The organism is Bacillus sp. PK6-025, from assembly GCF_056530265.1.
In genome coordinates this window covers 452,309-469,768 of record NZ_CP096509.1, presented here as the reverse complement: position 1 = coordinate 469,768, position 17,460 = coordinate 452,309, and the positions used below count along the sequence as shown (strand labels likewise).

Sequence of the window (17,460 nt, the reverse complement as noted above, 5' to 3'; positions counted from 1 at the left end):
ACGCTGTCTGGCGGGTTTCTATTCATCATCATCTCTCGCTGTCAGCGGCAGACGGATGATAAATTTTGTTCCTTTGTTTTTCTCACTTTCAATCTCTACCGTACCGTTGTGCAGGGCGACGAGCTGTCTGACAATCGACAGCCCCAGCCCGTATTCTCCGTAAGGGGTGTTCGTCCGTGATAAATCTGCTTTATAAAAACGATCCCAAATGTTTTCAATATCCTTTTCATCAATGCCGATTCCGGTATCCTCTATTTCGATCACCGTCTCCTTATAGTCTTCCCGGCCTCTCAGCCAAACGGTTCCGTTCGTTGTGAATTGAATACTGTTTTTCGTAATATTGACGAGTATCTGGATGAGCCGGTCGTAATCGGCATTGACCATCACATGATCCTCCACATCGAGGATCAGCTGATTCTGTTTCTCCTCAGCCTGAAGCGCCAGCTGCTCTTTAATGATTTCAAACACTTCGATCAGCGGATAATGCAGTTTTTGCAGTGTAATCTGATTGGAACGGATTTTTTCATAATCAAGGTTTTCGTTGACGAGGCGAATCAGCCTTTTTGTCTCCTCCGTAATCAGCTTCATACATTTATCCTGCTGATCTTCGGGTATCGTCTGGCTGTTCATCCCTTCCACTAAACCGCTGATCGTCGTCAGCGGCGTCTTCAGCTCATGTGAGACGTCAGTGATAAACTGCCTTCTTCGCTTTTCAAGCCTGTCGATTTCTTCGCTTGAGCTTTTTAACTTGCGAGCCATAATGTTAAAATCGTCGCCCAAATCACCGATCTCATCCTTATTGCGGTTTTCGATATGGATGTCATAATCTCCGGCGGCGACTTTTTTCGTTGCATCGCGGAGCTTCTGAATGCGGGCGACATGGAATTTGGACGTCAGCCAGCTTAGAAGAATAGCGACTAAGATAACACCCGCCGCCGTAAAGAGCATAAAGCGGTTCATGTCGCTGATCATTTCCTCGGTCCCGCTGATCGGAGCGGTCAGCAGAATGCCTCCCTGAAATTCATTGTTGACGATGTTGGGCAGCGCCACAACCGATACTTCCTCATTAAAACGGTTAAAATCGGTTTTGACGACCACGGCCTTTCCATCTTTAAGCTCTTTCCATTCTTCATCACTGAGCAGCAGCTTTCGCGGCCGCAAATCGGCCGGCGTCATCAAGACCTCTTTCTTTTCATTAAAAAGAAAGAAGCTGATCTTCCTGCTTCGCAAAATTTCCTCAAACGGCTTCATAATGGCCGGTGCGCCTTTTGGCCGCATCTCCATTTCGCCCATGATGCGATAGCCGTATGAAGACAGCTCATCGACTTTGCTCTCGTATGCAAAGTCTTTGACAAAGTGGGAAAACAGCGCCCCGGTAATGAGAAAAGCCATGATTAATATAGTGATGTGACTGGCCAGCAGCTGATAGAGATACTTAATCTTCATCGAACTTGTACCCTACTCCCCATACGGTATAAAGAAACGGCCGCGAGTCGCTGCCAAGCTTTTTTCTCAGCCTTTTAATATGAACATCAACCGTCCGCTCGTCTCCGTAGAATTGATATCCCCAAACCTGCTCAAGCAGCTGCTCCCTTGAGAAAACCTGTTTTGGACTTTGCACCAGGTAATACAATAAATCGAACTCCTTAGGCGTCAAATTTTGAATTTGAACGCCGTCCAAAAACACTTCTCTCGTTTTTTTATTGATTTTAAAATGTTCCGTTTCAAGCGAGTCGCTGTCAGCGGAATCCTGCCGGCCGGCGCTTTGATACCTCCGGCTCACCGCTTTGATTCTCGCCACAAGCGCCAAAGGGCTGAACGGCTTTGTCACATAATCATCAGCTCCGAGCTCAAAACCGAGCACCTGGTCTGATTCCGTATCTTTTGCCGTCAGCATAATAATCGGAACCGTGCTCTCTTCCCTGACCTTTTTGCAGATCGTGACCCCGTCCATGGACGGCAGCATGATATCGATGATCAACAAATCCCAATCATCCGATTTAAAACGGTTATATCCTTCAAGTCCGTCATGGACGAACTCTGTTTCAAATCCTTCTTTTGCAAAAAACATTTCTGTCATTGTACATACGCTTAAATTATCCTCAATCATTAATATTTTCATCGTCAATATGCCTCCGCTAGACAAACGTTAGATTCATTTTACACAGGGCTCAGCCATTTCTCAATTCCATTCTGAACATTTAAAGGACTGGCAACAGTTTGGTCATAATTTATTCATAAGTAGCGGCTAAGATGAAATCAAGCATAAGGCAAAAGTCCTGCTGCCGTTTGACTTCGCGGCCATAATAAATGAAATAGATACGGAGGAATCACGCGTTATGAATTTTTTCAAACGAGCCTTTTGGAGCATGAAAGCGAAAAAAGGAAAAACACTTTTACAATTGTTTGTTTTCACGATGATTTGCGTGCTCGTGCTGACAGGAATTACGATCCAGTCGGCGGCCGTGAAATCGAGCGAACTGGCAAGGGAGCAGCTTGGAGGCAGCGTCACGCTCAAAGTTGACAGGGAAAAAATGATGAAAGAACAGCAGGAATCAGGAGAACGGAAAAGGTTTGAATCGACCCCCGTTTCTGTTAAATCAGCCGAGAAGCTTGCGGGCCTTGACCATGTCAAAAGCTATAACTACATCTCCTCTACGTCTGCTTTAGCGGACAATTTCGATCCGATCGAAAGCGGTGACGAGGATTCTTCGGCCTCAAACAGCGAACAGCCGGCCGGACCGGGCGGCAATGAACAGGGCGGCCGGCAAATGATGCAGGCTGACGTATCAATCGAAGGTGTGACAAGCACAGCCCTTGTCGACGAATTTTCCAACGGGACGTCCAAGATCACGGAAGGCCGTGCTTTAACAAAGGATGATGTGAATAAAAAAGTCGCCGTGATTGAAGAAACGCTTGCCGAAGAAAACGCTCTGAAAGTCGGCGATACGATCAAAGTCAAAACGAGCAGCGATGAAGCTACAACAATCAATTTGAAAATCGTCGGAATCTATCAAACGACTTCATCCGGAGACAATCAAGCGCAAAACTTCGCCTTTTTAAACCCTTATAACAAAATCTACACACCATATACGGCGGCATCGGCCTTAAAAGGTGACGATTATAAAAACGCGATTGATGAAGCGGTCTACAATATGGACGACGCCTCCAACATCGACACTTTCATTGCGGCTGCCAAGAAAACAGGCATTGATTTGGATACATTCACATTGGATGCCAATGATCAGTTGTACCAGCAGATGGTCGGCCCGATTGAAAATGTCGCGTCCTTCTCGAAAAATGTCGTCTATCTCGTCACGATCGCTGGAGCGGTGATCCTCGGACTGATCGTCATGATGTCAATCAGGGAGAGAAAATACGAAATGGGCGTTCTGATGGCGATCGGTGAAAAACGCTGGAAACTCATCGGACAGTTTTTGACCGAAATCTTAATGATCGCAGTGCTTGCCATCGGCATCTCAGCATTAACCGGCAGCTTGATTGCCGGGCAAATCGGGAACCAGCTCTTGAGCCAGCAAATCGAACAAACGTCAGCTGGCCAGTCTGCAGGCGGAATGATGGGCCTTGGCGGCGGAGGCTTCTTCGGACAAAGGACCGCCCAAGTCTCGGCCATTGATCAGCTTGACATTCAAGTATCCTTCGGGGACTTGATGGCACTCGGCGGCATCGGCCTTTTAATCGCGCTGTTCGCGACGCTCCTTCCGTCAATATCTGTTTTAAGACTCCATCCGAAAACGATTTTAACAAAACAAGAATAGAAAGAAGTGAAGATCATGGGCACTATTTTAGAATTTCAGAATGTCGGCTATTGGTATAAAAATCAGGATCAGCCTCTTTTCGAAGAGATCAGCATTCAATTCAGCCAAGGGCTTTTGTATACGATTGTCGGGACTTCCGGCTCCGGCAAAACCACCTTTTTATCGCTGGCAGGCGGACTTGATGTACCAAAAGAGGGAGACATCCTGTATAAAGGAGAAAACATTTCAAAAATCGGGCTGACCAGCTTCCGCAATCAATATGTATCGATCGTCTTTCAGTCCTATAACCTGCTCCCGTATATGACGGCTCTCCAAAATATCACGTCGGCCATGGAAATTACCGGATCTCAGGTCAAAAACAAAGAACAATACGCTTTGGAGATGCTCGAAAAAGTCGGCATCGGTGAAAAGCAGGCCAGACAGAAAGTACTGACATTAAGCGGCGGGCAGCAGCAGCGTGTCTCCATCATCAGAGCGTTCTGCTGCGACACGGACTTAATCGTCGCCGATGAACCGACCGGCAACTTGGATGAAAATACATCAAAGGACATCGTCCGGCTCTTCCAAAACCTTGCCCACCAAGAAAACAAATGCGTCATCATGGTCACCCATGACGAACAGATCGCAAAGGTATCCGATGTCAACATCCGGCTTTCAAGAGGCGGCTTTACCGTCAAAGACCGCAGATCAGCAGGATAAGGGGAACGGCATGAGCCGTTCCCCTTCTTTTATGATGAAGCAAAAGCTTCTGCAGCCGCCGCCAAATAATACGAGAGGCCGGTTTGCTGATTTTCAAGCATCCCGCGATGAAAATCATCTTCGATAAAAAAGCGTGTCTGCGTCTGAAAATCGCCGGGCGTGATCCCCAAAAACTTAAGGTGCCGTTTAATGGCAGTCTTTACTTGTTCATGGTCGTGTTTGACTCCATCTCTGAGCGCTTCGGCCATTCCATTCATAAAACGGGCTGCCTCTTCAGCTTTTTCATTCATTTCTTCCGCGATGACCGGTTCTCCTCTCAGCAAATCGACATCATATGCCTCCTTCAAATAGCGGTTCTGTTCAGCGAGTGCGTCCTCCCATTCCCTGCTGCTTGAAAACCCTTTAAACATGCTTGATTGATCCATTGCTTCTCCTTTCCCGGCCTGCTGAATCGAGAGATCGATCGTAGAAATCAGCTGTTTTATCCTGTCCAAACGGGCAGTAAAAAGACGTTTCTGCTCAGATAAAATCGTCAGTCGATCAGCTTCGCCGTCCAGTATTTGCTTAATTTCCTTGAGCGGAAATTCGAGCTCCCGATAAAACAAGATATGCTGCAGCCGTTCCAGCTCTTTTACCCCGTAAAGGCGGTAGCCGGCATCCGTCACCTCCGCGGGGCATAAAAGGCCGATCTTATGGTAGTGGTACAGCGTTTTGACCGTGATATTCGCCAAGCGAGCCACTTCTTTTACCGTATAGAGCATCAAACCTCACCTCGTCTGTCATGTTAAAGGGTGCCCTAAGGGCGGGGTCAATCCATTACATGGCCTTTTTTTTATTTTTTTTCATTTTCACATAAGCGACCAGGCAAATAAAAGCGGGAAAGATCACCTGCATCGGCAAATGGACATATAAAGGAACAAACTCGATTCCTTCTTTAACATGCTCCGAAATGTTGCTGGCAATGGAGACAGATAAAATCAAAATAATAATGCCGATGACATGAACAATTTTGGAGGGGTTTTTAAGCTTGAATAAGACGGTCACGCCTTCGGTTACGGCATACATGAAAATGCTCATCTTAAAAAAACCGCCAATCACCAGCACGAGCATGAAAAATACATCAAGCCTGTCCAGAAATTCGGCGACTTGAATCGTCTGGATCGTACTCAGCAATGGGAAGCGCGACCTCATATTGAGGTCGACGCCAAGCACGCTGATGTTCAATGCCACATTAAAAGCCAGGATGATGCCGCTGATGGCGATTCCCAACAGCCCCGCTTTTTTTGCCTGTTTCTTTTCTTTTAAATACGGCAGGATCAATGTAAAGACGATAATTTCGCCAAACGGAAAATACAGCGTTTGCGTGAACACGGCATGGAACATCGGACCAGGTCCATTTCCAAAAATAGGCAAAAGCTCTTTCGGTTTAATCAAGCCTGACGAAACAATTAAGATGAGGCCTATGACAGCGAGCCAAAACATGATGCCAAACAGCAGCTCGCCTGAACGGGCCAGGACTTCGATTCCTTTCCTCACGGTAAAAATACAAACTGCAATCAACAAACCATTCGCGAAGATAATCGGCGTGTTCGGATAAGCCGACGTCAGCAGCATTTCGCCAAAATCGCGCAGAACCCTTGCCGCAATATAACAATAATAAACAATGTAGATAAAAGTCAGGCCCCAGCCAACCGGTTTTCCAAAAATATTCATCAGCGTTTCATAGGGAGAGGCATCGGGATTCACTTGGTAGAAAAAGTGGTGCATCATAAACAAAGCCAGCCCCCCAGCTGTTCCGAACAAGATCGCGATCCAAGCGTCCTGTTCGGCAGATTGTCCTGGAAAAATCAGCAGAGAGCTGCCGAGTTCAAACAGAACAATCAGCACGAACAGCTGTGCAGCACTGATTTTTGCTTTCTCCATTTAAAGCCCTCCTCTCTCTTTCATTCAAGAACGCCCTTCGTGATGATTCAAAATGTTCGGGTTGTTCCTTAAACCTGTTCTCCGTACATATGCGTTAACCGTAATGTCGACATCTGTATCAGGAAAATACCGGTTGCTCCATTCGCCCTCCATCTTTTCCCACACTTTTGGGTGGTTGCGATACACAACGTCACCGAATTGCAGAACATCCGTCTTGTTTCGCTTAACAACGTCAATGGTATTCTGCAATTCATTTTTCAGCTCCTTTGCCACCTTCCTTTCGATGTCGCTCAGCACTTTTGGATCATCCAGGTGAATCGGCACAGTGGTTTCGCCGATGTCCCCTTCCATGTCTATTTCAACCGAAATCGCCGGTTTGCCGTTTTTAAGATGTGATCTGATTTTTGTTTTTTGGCGGATGACATCAAATGAGACGGCTTCTTTTTCGTGATTCAATGTAGTTGTCAAATACGTTCTGCTGATTTTATTGCGCAGCCATAAAACGCCCCGCGCGGTTTTGCCTTCAAGCCAGTTGACGAGCTTGCCCTCTTTAATGACTGCCAGCCCGTCCGCTTCGACTATTGCCTCAGGAGATGTAGACTGCACGTTTTCCATCTTTTCACCCTTCTCCTTGCTTCCGGATACTTTAAAAGAAGTAATAATCGGGTGCTTTGCCTTCGATGTCAAGCACTTGATGACATCCTGCACGCTCGTCTTCATATGTTCTCCCAAATGCTCTTCAGTAAATTGCAGTGTTTTGTTTACTTTATTTGACGGGATCTTATCGATCGGCGTCAGCGTCCGGATGAATGTTTTCGCTTTTTGGCCGCGGGAAATAATAATCGTCGCCGTTGAACGAAAATCGGTGTCCCGGTCAAGAACATCAAGAATTTTAATCAAGCCTTCTTCCTTGGCGAGTTTTTCATCAACAACCACGAGGTTCGTGTGGGAGTAATAAATTTCCCTCGACATTTTCGCCGACGCGTGCCTGCTCATTTCCGTCAGATTGTTGCCCGTCACAGAATAGCTTGAAACCGGCGGCCTGTCTCCTCCCTGTCCGCCTTGAAGGCCTCCTGTCACATTGATCGGATTGACGATCTGATAGCTCAATTCGTAATCTGTATTTTTACCTTTATCAATACCGATGGCAGTGATCAGCAGCAAATCTGTCAGTTCTCTTTTATCCCAGCATCCTTGAAGAAGAACAATGGCGGCCAGCAGGAGCACAATCTTAAGGCTTCGTTTCATTTGGATCACCATCTTCTTGTTTTGTCTTCATATCGCCTGATTCCGGCGGATTGGGTTTCTGGTATTCTCCTTGACGCACCTTATTGTCATTGCCGATCAGTTCAGGCCGCTTCTCATGTGTCCACCAAGGCAAACGAACGATGGAGTCGCCCCAGTTTTTCAGAATAAACGGCGCAAAAGGAGTCATATATGGAACACCGAACGAACGGAGGCTGCATAAATGGACAAACATGATGATCAGTCCAAGAATAATGCCGTAAAAACCCGTCGTCGCCGCGGCTAATATGAAGAAAAACCGAACCAGCCGGGCGGATATCGCCATGGCGAAGGAAGGTGTGGCAAAACTTGAAATCGCTGTGATCGCTACGACGATGACCATCGCCGGCGACACAATCCCCGCCTGAACAGCCGCCTGTCCAATGACGATGGCTCCCACAATCGAAACGGCAGAACCTATCGCTTTCGGAAGCCGGATGCCCGCCTCTCGCAAAATTTCAAACGAAATTTCCATGATCAGCGCTTCCACCACAGCCGGGAACGGCACGATTTCACGCTGCGCGGCAATTACGATCAAAAGCTCCGTCGGGATCATTTCCTGGTGAAACGTCGTCGCACCGACGTAGACGGCAGGTGCAATAAGCGAAATAAAAAAGATCAACACGCGTAAAAAGCGGATGAACGTCGCAATGTCAAAGCGTGAATAGTAATCCTCAACAGATTGAAAAAATTGAATAAAAACGGCAGGGACAAGCAGGACAAACGGTGTACCGTCAACAAAGATGGCGATTCTTCCTTCAAGCAGATTCCCTGCGACCATGTCCGGCCTTTCGGTATGATATATCGTTGGAAAGGTCGTAAACACAGCGTCTTCAATAAACTGTTCAATATACCCCGATTCAAGGATGCTGTCGATCTCAATACCAGCCATCCTTTTTTTGACTTCTTTCACCGTTTTCGGGTCGCACACCCCGTTGATATACATGATCGCCACATCGGTTTTTGTGACGCTTCCCATCGTCATTTTTTCAACCCAAAGATTTGGGTTTTTAATGATTCGGCGCACCAAAGAAATATTCGTGTCGAGAGATTCGATAAATCCCTCACGTGAACCGCGGAATGCCTGCTGATTTTCAGGCTCCTTGATCGAACGCTTTTCCCCGCCTTTCGTGGTCGTAATAACCGCTGTTTCCGTTCCCTCGGCCAAAATGATCGTATCCCCTGCCATCAACGATTCAAGCATCTTGTCTAATCGCTTTTCTTTTTCGACACCGCCCAGCGCAACGGCATCACCTGCAATCGTCTCAAGAACATCCTGTCCGTACTCCTTTTTCGCTAATTCTTCAGAGCTCATGATCGATTCCAGCAAAAAGTCATGGATGGCTTTCTCATCTGTAATGCCGCCGACATAAACGACGGCCAATTCGATTTTCTCGTCAGCGCCCGTTTTTAATTTGCGGATGACGACATCTGCGCTGTTTCCGGTTATTTCTTTAATCACGCTCAGGTTTTCGGCAAGCAAGGGACGCACAAACCCGGATACTTTTATGGTTTCCGGGTTTTTATCTCCGCTCATAAGAGATTCTTGTTTGTTATCCTTTTGATGACGACCTTTAAAAAAGAATGGCATGGCTGTCAGAATCCCCTTTTCGTTTTTCATATTTTTCCTTGCAAAAGCACATTTATACTATTCCCGGGGGAATAGTGCTTTATGAAAAGAGAAAAAATAACGGGGAACGGAGAGTGGTGAAAAGTTGAAACTGATCGGAATCGGGCTTTTATTATTTGTTTCCTTAGAGACTTTTGCTGTCATGCTTGATGTATTTCAAGGCATGACCTTGCAAAGAGCCGTAATAAACTCCCTGACGTTTGCCATCTTAGAGGTAGGCGAGTGGATCATGATCCTTTTATTTTTGTTTATCATTTTTCTCGAAGCCTCGGCGAACTTCCGCAAGAAGAAAAAAAGGACATAAAAAGCTCCCTATCAAAAGGGAGCTTAAACTTCAATATTTCCATGAACCGTATCTGTCTCGTGGGAATGGATCATACCTTTTACAACCGTATTGCCGATGATCAGCGTTTGCCTGGACGTATTGGTTTGAATTGCCGTCACTCTTGCAGCGGTATTGCTGCGGAGCGTGTTGTCGAGGATCGCCGAGTTCGACGATTGGTCGAGATAAATGAGGATAGCCGGCAAGGTCGGCCTGCCGAGCGTGATCGTATTGCCAATAATCTCGTGGGTTCCGCGGGTGAGATACAGCGTGACAATCAGCGGAGAATCTTCGATGTCGTTTCCGATAATTTTTGTATGCTCATTTGTCGAGCAGTATATTGGAAAGTTTCTGAAGCGGGTGAAGGTGTTTTTCCGAATGACTGCAGAAGCCGTATTTGTGACGGATACGGCATATGACTCCGGCACCGTTTGAAAGCCGGCCGGCGAAATAAAGTTTCCTTCTATCACAGCATTTCCTTGCGATATCCAGATGCCTCTGGAGAATTGCTTGATGACGTTATCCTTTATTTGGACGTCATTGCCTGTGCTCCTGACCGCAAGTACGACATTTGCGATCTGATTGCCGGAAAACGTTACATTGTCTGATTGCGTGATGCTGAGAGCGGTGCCGGACCTTTGCTCAGGCACGTCGTTTTCGATATTATTCCCTTCAATGAAGATTTGCGACGCTTGATAAGCAAGAATTCCGGCATTTACAAAATCACGGATTTGATTTCCCGTGGCAAAAACGCTTTTTCCGCGGATATCGATGCCTGTCGTAAAACCCGAAATCAAATTCCCCTTTATAACGGCATCGCTTCTTGCTTCCAAAGCCCCTACACCGAGGCCGTTAATTCCGATGCTCTGTCCGGTGGATTCGGGATTTTTCTTGATGATATTGTTTGCAATCGTCGTACTCGTCCCGTATCCGTATGAAATGGTACTGTCTGCGATATTGCCTTCGATGATGACAGAAGTGCCGTTGAAATTGGAAATGGCATTGTTGACATTGCCTTTTAACACGTTGTTTCGGATGATGACATTAACGGGTTCTTCATAGACGATGTTTCCTTCACTGTAGCCTTCTATATCAATCCCAAAACGGGGAGCCGTGCCGTTGCCTGTCCCCGCATCTGCAATTTCGCATCCTTCAACAAGAACATTGTCGCACCCTGTGATTGACAGATTATTTCTTCTGGAGCGCCTGATTTCACAATTGGTTACCTTAATACGCTTTGACGGCTTATAGCCGTCTCCTCCGTTGCTGATAATGATTCCGTCTCCTGTAAAATCGGCTATTCTCACATGTTCAATAACGACATTTGACGCCCCTTCGATACAAATTCCGAATCCCCATTCATGGGTCGGTCTCGGCGCCGGTGTATATGTGTGTTCACCCCTTTCCCCAATGATGCTGCCTCCGGATATTTTCACATTGGATGTTCCGCCTATATAAAAAGCAGCGTATCCCCATGAGCTGTTCGGTTTTACCTTGATGACGGTCTCCGCGTCCATCAAAATTTCAATATTGCCCGGAACATTGATGCCGGCTCCGCGAAACGGAGCACGCGGGTCGCTGTTTTTCGTCCCGTCAATCAGGTACGTGCCGTTCGGTATCCATACCGTGTTGTATCCCATCGACTTTGTCCACGCCAAACATTCGTTGATCGCATTTGTGGAGTCTGTTTTGCCGTCGCCGACAGCACCGAACTTTGTCGCGTCAACCACTGTCATTCTCATTTCCTCAGGTTGCTGCTGCACGCTGTTTTCAGCCTCCTTTTGTAAAACGGTTTCCGATATATATATGCCAATCTAGTAAAATCCGCTTGTACATAAGATAGGTAAAATTTTATTAAAAAATCTTTTCATCTAATTTTTTTTCCAAAAGTTTTTACTATCCGCTTGTAAAGCGCTTCACAACTTGTTGCATTAGCGATCAAAAATTCAAATCGATTGAAGGTGTATTGACACGAACATTATATAAGAATATGATTTTTATAATAGACATAGAAAGAGAAGGAGTATTGCGAATGTCAAACCATCAAAAAGAAACTTTTCAAAACATTCCGCAAAAGGGGTTTTTTGGACATCCCCGCGGACTCTTCACTTTATTCTTCACTGAATTTTGGGAGCGTTTTTCATACTACGGTATGAGAGCCATCCTTATCTACTATTTGTATACAGAGGTAACAAAAGGCGGCCTCGGATTTGATCAAACCACAGCAAACTCGATTATGGCCGTATACGGTTCCCTCGTCTATATGTCCGGCATCATCGGAGGCTGGATAGCGGACAGGCTCCTCGGAACTGCAAACACCGTGTTTTACGGCGGCGTGCTCATTATGTTCGGACACATACTTTTGTCATTCCCGGGAAGCGTCCCCGCGTTTTTCATCAGCATGTTCTTGATCATCATTGGGACAGGCCTTTTAAAACCAAACGTATCAAGCGTTGTCGGCGAGTTATACAGCCCTGAAGACACCCGGCGCGATTCAGGTTTCAGCATCTTTTATATGGGGATCAACCTTGGCGGATTTCTTGCGCCGATTATCGTCGGCACAGTCGGCCAGACATACAACTACCATCTCGGCTTCAGCCTTGCTGCCATCGGCATGCTGTTCGGGCTGCTGACCTATTTGGCGACACGGAAGAAAAACCTCGGACCGGCCGGAAGAACGGTACCGAATCCGCTGACACCCGCTGAAAGAAAAATGGTATTCGGACGGATTGGAATCGGTGTTTTGGTGATCGCTGCCATCTTTGGCTATTCCGTCTTTATGGGCTGGATGACAATTGAGCTGTTTACGATGATTGTCAGCTGTCTCGGTATTTTGATCCCGCTGATTTATTTCATCGTTATGTTTAAAAGCTCCAAAACGACGAGTGATGAACGTTCCCGTCTCACAGCTTACATTCCGCTGTTTGTCGCATCGATGATGTTTTGGGCGATTCAGGAACAAGGCGCCAATATTTTAGCCACCTATGCAGATAAACGCACTCATTTAGAATTTTTAGGTGTCCAATTGCACTCATCTTGGTTCCAGTCGCTGAATCCGTTGTTCATCGTTGTGCTTGCACCGGTTTTCGCATGGATTTGGATGAGGCTCGGCAACCGTCAGCCCTCAACGCCGACGAAATTTTCACTCGGCTTGATTTTAGCCGGACTTTCATTTGTCGTCATGATTTTCCCTGCTTATATCAACGGCACTGAATCACTTGCCAATCCAATGTGGCTTGTGCTCAGCTTCCTGATCGTCGTTCTAGGGGAATTGTGCTTGTCTCCAGTCGGGCTATCCGCAACGTCAAAGCTGGCTCCTGCGGCATTCTCAGCGCAGACGATGAGCCTGTGGTTCCTGTCAAACGCTTCTGCACAGGCTATCAATGCACAGATCGTCAGATTTTACAGCGCTGATACAGAGATCGCCTACTTCGGAGTCATCGGCGGTGTATCCATCCTGCTCGGAATCATTTTGATGTTGCTGTCACCGAAAATTCAGAAATTTATGAAGGGTGTCAATTAAAAAGCAACAGGCGATACTCCTTTTCTGAAGGATTTGCTTCTTGTCCAGCGAATAACTGAATAACCAATCGGTGCAGGATGGGAGGATAAAATTTGGAGATCAAAAAGACAGCAAAGCCCGGATTTGCCGGTGTTGGCTTTTCACAAACCGTTTCATTCGAAGAAGCCCGGGCGAAAAAGCTCCACGGCGTCATTCAGCAGCTGAAAGACCGGCGCGGAGAAATAGTCGGTGTTCAAGAAGACAGCGGCATGTGGGCCATATCGGATCATCACGGCGAAGGGGAATTCACTTTTTATATATTAATGGAGACGGAGAACCTCCCTGAAACCCTTCCGGAAGGAATGATCAGCTATCAGGCGCCCGCTCTAACATATGCTCAGACAAGGCATCCGCAGCATGAGCGGCCTGAAGTGACTTATCAAAAAGTATATCAATGGATCAAAGATCAAGGTCTTCGTTTAAATTGTGACGCTTTTACACAATTGGAATTTTACCCGATGGATGGGGATTTAAACGAACTTGCGTTTGAGATATACATTCCGATTCATTGAGAGATAGCGATGTTAAAGGCAGCCCCCGGAAAAAATTCCGGGGGTTTTCTTTGGGTTTCGTACTCTAGAGTATCGGCGGTCTTTTTTAGCCATCACTTTTAACAAAAGTTTACATACCCTCAAATGATAATTTTCATTGGTTTGCTAGGATAAATGTTATGAAAAGGAGGTTAATATATGAACTTTTACAAAACGCTCGCTTTATCAACACTCGCAGCATCCTTATGGTCTCCCTCATGGAGCAGTCTCCCCCATAACGAAGCTGCGGCTCACAAAGAATTCACGGTGACTGCCGATGCAGAGACAGAGCCGGTGGATACCCCTGACGACGCGGCAGATGACCCGGCGATTTGGGTTCATCCGAAGCAGCCTGAAAAAAGCAGGCTCATCACCACAAACAAAAAGTCGGGCTTAATCGTCTATGATTTGAAGGGAAAACAGCTTGCGGCCTATCCGTTTGGCAAATTAAACAATGTCGACCTGCGCTACAATTTTCCGCTCGATGGCAAAAAAATTGATATTGCCGGGGCCTCAAACCGGTCAGACGGCAAAAACACGGTTGAAATTTACGCCTTTGACGGCGAAAAAAGCAAGCTGAAGAACATCGTCAATCCTCAAAAACCTATTCAAACCGATATCCAGGAGGTATATGGCTTCAGCCTGTATCACAGCCAGAAAACCGGCAAGTTCTACGCCATGGTGACCGGAAAGAACGGAGAATTCGAGCAATATGAACTGTTTGACAACGGAAAAGGACAAGTCGAGGGCAAAAAGGTCCGCTCATTCAAAATGAGCTCTCAAACAGAAGGGCTTGCGGCAGATGATGAATACGGCAAAATGTACATCGCCGAAGAAGACGTTGCGATTTGGTCTTTCAGCGCCGAGCCGGACGGCGGAGATAAAGGAAAAATCGTCGATCGTGCCGACGGACCGCATCTAACTTCTGATATTGAAGGGCTGACGATTTACTACGGAGAAGACGGAGAAGGGTATTTGATCGCGTCCAGTCAGGGCGATAACCGCTATGCCATCTATGACCGGCGCGGGAAAAACGACTACGTCACTGCTTTTTCAATTGAGGACGGCAAAGAAATCGACGGGACAAGCGATACCGATGGAATCGACGTCATCGGCTTCGGCCTCGGCAAAACATATCCATACGGCATCTTTGTCGCCCAAGACGGCGAAAATACGGAAAATGGACAACCGGCCAATCAGAACTTCAAAATTGTCTCCTGGGAAAAAATCGCCGACGCGCTGGACGACAAACCTGATATCGATGATCAGGTCGATCCCCGAAAACTGAAAAACCGAGCCAAATAAGGACGGATCCGCGGGTATTTCCCGCGGATTTTTCACATCCCTTCATGTTAAGATAACAATTAATGGAGGGATGGTATTGCGTCTAAATCTTTATGCTGTAGTGTTTATCATGTTGGCTGTTTTATCAAATGTCGTGCTTCTCTGCGTTTTCGATCAAGGTGTGTTGGCGTATACTTCAGCTGTCATTTTCCTGCTCGCTGCTGCATTTTGCACGAAGCGTCGGCCTGAAGAATGAGGATTCCTAGGCTTTGCGGCTTCTCCGCAAAATGCTCGTTCCGTATGGAACCAGTTTGAGAGCGCCTTTTTTCCGGGTTCCTTTTAAGACGTCCGTATATGTTTCTTCCGGAAGCGAGACCGTGCGGTTTTCCGCTGTAAAATTCATCACGAAAATATAATCGTGGCGGCCGTCTGTGCGGAGCTGGGCGGTGACGCCTTTCGGAAGCTCTGTATCGAGCACTTTGGCAATCCCGCACTCTTCAATGAGCCTCGATATAAACGCCTCTTGGAACGCCGCCTCATTCCTTGAAGCGATATAGTAGGCCTTCCCGTCTCCGAACAAATTGACCGTCAGCGCGGGCCGGCCCGCGTAAAAATCTTCCCCGTACAGAGCGAGCGCTTCGGCTCCTTCTAAATGAATCAGGTCGCAAAGCTCACTGGTTTCATAGCTCCCGCTTAACCCGAGCCGGTTATCTGCATCCATCACAATCGTATTTTTCTGTCCGTCATGAAGCGCATCGATCTCCTCAGACCAAATCCCGAGCGTTTTTCTTAAGCCTCCAGGAAACCCTCCCAAGAACACAAGATCATTCTCATTGACAATGCCCGACCAATAAGTGGCGACAAATGTACCCCCGTTTTGAACGAACTGTTCAATCCTTTCGGCGGTGCCTTCTTTCAGCATGTAGAGCATCGGGGCGACCAAAAGCTTATAGCGGGAGAAATCGGCCTCCATATGAATCACATCAACCGGTACACCTTCACGCCAAAACGGTTCATAAAACGATTTGGCTGTCCGTTCATAATGCATGCCGATATTGCGCGGACCTTGGGCGTCTTCCAAAGCCCAGCGATTCTCCCAGTCAAATATAATCGCGGCCTCGGGTTCGACTGTCGTTCCTGCGACATCCTCAAGTTTTTCGAGCTTTTCCCCAAGTTTTTTTACTTCCTGGAAAACGCGCGTATGCTCTGATCCCGCATGATCAACGACTGCCCCGTGAAACTTTTCGCTTGAGCCGCGGCTTTTCCGCCATTGAAAATACTGAACAGTGTCCGATCCGTGAGCGACTGCCTGTAATGATGACAATTCGTGCATACCGGGGCGCTTCAGCTTGCTGACGTCCTGCCAGTTCGTCATGCTCGGCGTACTTTCCATCAGCATGAACGGCCGGCCGCCTTTAAGAGACCGATTGATATCATGAACAAAAGCAATATCGGCTCCAAGCCGGCTGTCTTCCTGCCGGCTGTTGTGCCATGCCGGATAAGAATCCCACGAGATGACATCAAGCAAGTCGGCGAACTTCCAATAATTCAATCCGGCGTATGTTCCCATAAAATTCGTCGTCACGGGCAGGTCGGGGTTAAAAGAACGGACATGGGCAATTTCATGCCGGCAAAAATCAACCGTCTGATCCGTGACAAAACGCTTCCAGTCCAAATTCAAACCGTGAACAGCATCCTCGCCGTGCGGAGCCGGCGACTCGATCTCGTCCCAATCTGTATAGGTGTGGCTCCAAAACGATGTCCACCATGCATGGTTAAGGCGGTCCAGCGTTTTATATTTCGCGAGCAGCCACTCTCTGAACTTATCTTGGCAAAGTTCACAATGACACTCTCCGCCGTATTCATTGGAGATATGCCAGCCGATGACAGCCGGGTGATGCGCATAGCGCTCCGCAAGCCTTCCGTTTATAATCGCCGTTTTCCTGCGGTAGACAGGCGACGTATAGCAATGATTGTGCCGCTTTCCGTGAAGGTTTCTGATCCGGTTGCGCTCCGTTCTCAGCACCTCGGGATACTTTTTGGACATCCAAGCCGGTCTGGCACCGCTCGGTGTAGCCAAGAACGCATAAATTCCGTTTTCCTTGAAAGTATCAAGAACCTGATCGAGCCAATCAAATGTAAACCTTCCTTCTTCAGGCTCGAGCGAAACCCATGAGAAAATGCCGACAGACATCACATTGCAGCGGGACAGCTTCATCAGGCGGATATCTTCTTTTAAAACGTCCGGATATTTAAGCCATTGATCAGGGTTGTAATCGGCTCCATGCAATAGTCGGGGAACTTTCCGGCTGATCGGGGGATACGGTTTGACCATCGTAAAGTTTCATCCTCTCTTCCTCGTTTTCATATGACGCGGAGACAGACATTAAACGCTTACAAAAACAGGTTGTTAGATTATATACTCTGTTTTCTTCCCTCTTTCCTGC

General features: G+C 47.1%; 15 protein-coding genes. 7 read left to right on the top strand and 8 right to left on the bottom strand.

What is annotated here, in order from left to right; translation table 11 throughout:
• Nucleotides 1-18 precede the first annotated feature (18 nt).
• Together M1D67_RS02385 and M1D67_RS02380 are read right to left on the bottom strand one after the other, a co-directional pair.
• Nucleotides 19-1,446 (bottom strand): sensor histidine kinase, encoded by a 1,428-nt coding sequence (locus tag M1D67_RS02385; RefSeq protein ID WP_039073204.1) that lies wholly within the window; start codon nucleotides 1,444-1,446, stop codon nucleotides 19-21.
• Entirely contained in the window at nucleotides 1,436-2,122 is a 687-nt protein-coding gene (locus tag M1D67_RS02380) for a response regulator transcription factor (protein WP_026580542.1), read from the bottom strand. The genes M1D67_RS02385 and M1D67_RS02380 overlap by 11 nt, the downstream gene beginning before the upstream one ends.
• A 217-nt stretch (nucleotides 2,123-2,339) precedes the next feature.
• Here M1D67_RS02380 and M1D67_RS02375 point away from each other — a divergent pair, with 217 nt between their 5' ends.
• Nucleotides 2,340-3,779: an ABC transporter permease gene (locus M1D67_RS02375; protein ID WP_105980707.1), complete on the top strand. Its 1,440-nt coding sequence runs from the start codon at nucleotides 2,340-2,342 to the stop codon at nucleotides 3,777-3,779.
• A 15-nt stretch (nucleotides 3,780-3,794) separates the two neighbouring features.
• Complete coding sequence (locus M1D67_RS02370) at nucleotides 3,795-4,478, top strand: ABC transporter ATP-binding protein (protein WP_101561623.1); 684 nt, start codon at nucleotides 3,795-3,797, stop codon at nucleotides 4,476-4,478.
• 29 nt (nucleotides 4,479-4,507) lie between these two features.
• On the opposite strand, the gene M1D67_RS02365 is transcribed toward M1D67_RS02370, so the two are convergent.
• The 4 genes from M1D67_RS02365 to M1D67_RS02350 are packed head-to-tail and all read right to left on the bottom strand — an operon-like array spanning nucleotide 4,508 to nucleotide 9,276.
• Entirely contained in the window at nucleotides 4,508-5,239 is a 732-nt protein-coding gene (locus tag M1D67_RS02365; RefSeq protein WP_026580539.1) for a MerR family transcriptional regulator, read from the bottom strand.
• Between the two features lie 55 nt (nucleotides 5,240-5,294).
• Nucleotides 5,295-6,401 (bottom strand): GerAB/ArcD/ProY family transporter, encoded by a 1,107-nt coding sequence (locus M1D67_RS02360; protein WP_145930088.1) that lies wholly within the window; start codon nucleotides 6,399-6,401, stop codon nucleotides 5,295-5,297.
• Between the two features lie 24 nt (nucleotides 6,402-6,425).
• Entirely contained in the window at nucleotides 6,426-7,649 is a 1,224-nt protein-coding gene (locus M1D67_RS02355) for a Ger(x)C family spore germination protein (protein ID WP_145930089.1), read from the bottom strand.
• Entirely contained in the window at nucleotides 7,633-9,276 is a 1,644-nt protein-coding gene (locus tag M1D67_RS02350) for a spore germination protein (protein WP_186438603.1), read from the bottom strand. The genes M1D67_RS02355 and M1D67_RS02350 overlap by 17 nt, the downstream gene beginning before the upstream one ends.
• Before the next feature lie 124 nt (nucleotides 9,277-9,400).
• Here M1D67_RS02350 and M1D67_RS02345 point away from each other — a divergent pair, with 124 nt between their 5' ends.
• Entirely contained in the window at nucleotides 9,401-9,619 is a 219-nt protein-coding gene (locus M1D67_RS02345) for a YczF family membrane protein (protein WP_026580535.1), read from the top strand.
• Between the two features lie 23 nt (nucleotides 9,620-9,642).
• Here the strand turns inward: M1D67_RS02345 and M1D67_RS02340 are convergent, their stop codons facing one another.
• Nucleotides 9,643-11,379, bottom strand: coding sequence for a right-handed parallel beta-helix repeat-containing protein (locus M1D67_RS02340; protein WP_479831835.1), 1,737 nt, complete (start codon nucleotides 11,377-11,379; stop codon nucleotides 9,643-9,645).
• Nucleotides 11,380-11,669: 290 nt separating this feature from the next.
• Between M1D67_RS02340 and M1D67_RS02335 the strand changes: the two genes are divergently transcribed.
• The 4 genes from M1D67_RS02335 to M1D67_RS02320 all read left to right on the top strand — a co-directional run bounded on the left by M1D67_RS02335 (nucleotide 11,670) and on the right by M1D67_RS02320 (nucleotide 15,269).
• The gene (locus tag M1D67_RS02335; RefSeq protein WP_020450157.1) at nucleotides 11,670-13,160 is read left to right on the top strand and encodes a peptide MFS transporter; all 1,491 of its coding nucleotides are present in this window, start codon (nucleotides 11,670-11,672) and stop codon (nucleotides 13,158-13,160) included.
• Between the two features lie 92 nt (nucleotides 13,161-13,252).
• Entirely contained in the window at nucleotides 13,253-13,711 is a 459-nt protein-coding gene (locus tag M1D67_RS02330) for a GyrI-like domain-containing protein (RefSeq protein WP_026580533.1), read from the top strand.
• A 177-nt stretch (nucleotides 13,712-13,888) separates the two neighbouring features.
• Complete coding sequence (locus M1D67_RS02325; RefSeq protein WP_020450155.1) at nucleotides 13,889-15,034, top strand: phytase; 1,146 nt, start codon at nucleotides 13,889-13,891, stop codon at nucleotides 15,032-15,034.
• Nucleotides 15,035-15,110: 76 nt separating this feature from the next.
• Complete coding sequence (locus tag M1D67_RS02320; RefSeq protein WP_165389270.1) at nucleotides 15,111-15,269, top strand: hypothetical protein; 159 nt, start codon at nucleotides 15,111-15,113, stop codon at nucleotides 15,267-15,269.
• A gap of 6 nt (nucleotides 15,270-15,275) precedes the next feature.
• On the opposite strand, the gene M1D67_RS02315 is transcribed toward M1D67_RS02320, so the two are convergent.
• Nucleotides 15,276-17,348, bottom strand: a complete 2,073-nt coding sequence (locus M1D67_RS02315) for a beta-galactosidase (protein ID WP_020450153.1) — start codon at nucleotides 17,346-17,348, stop codon at nucleotides 15,276-15,278.
• Nucleotides 17,349-17,460: the final 112 nt, after the last annotated feature.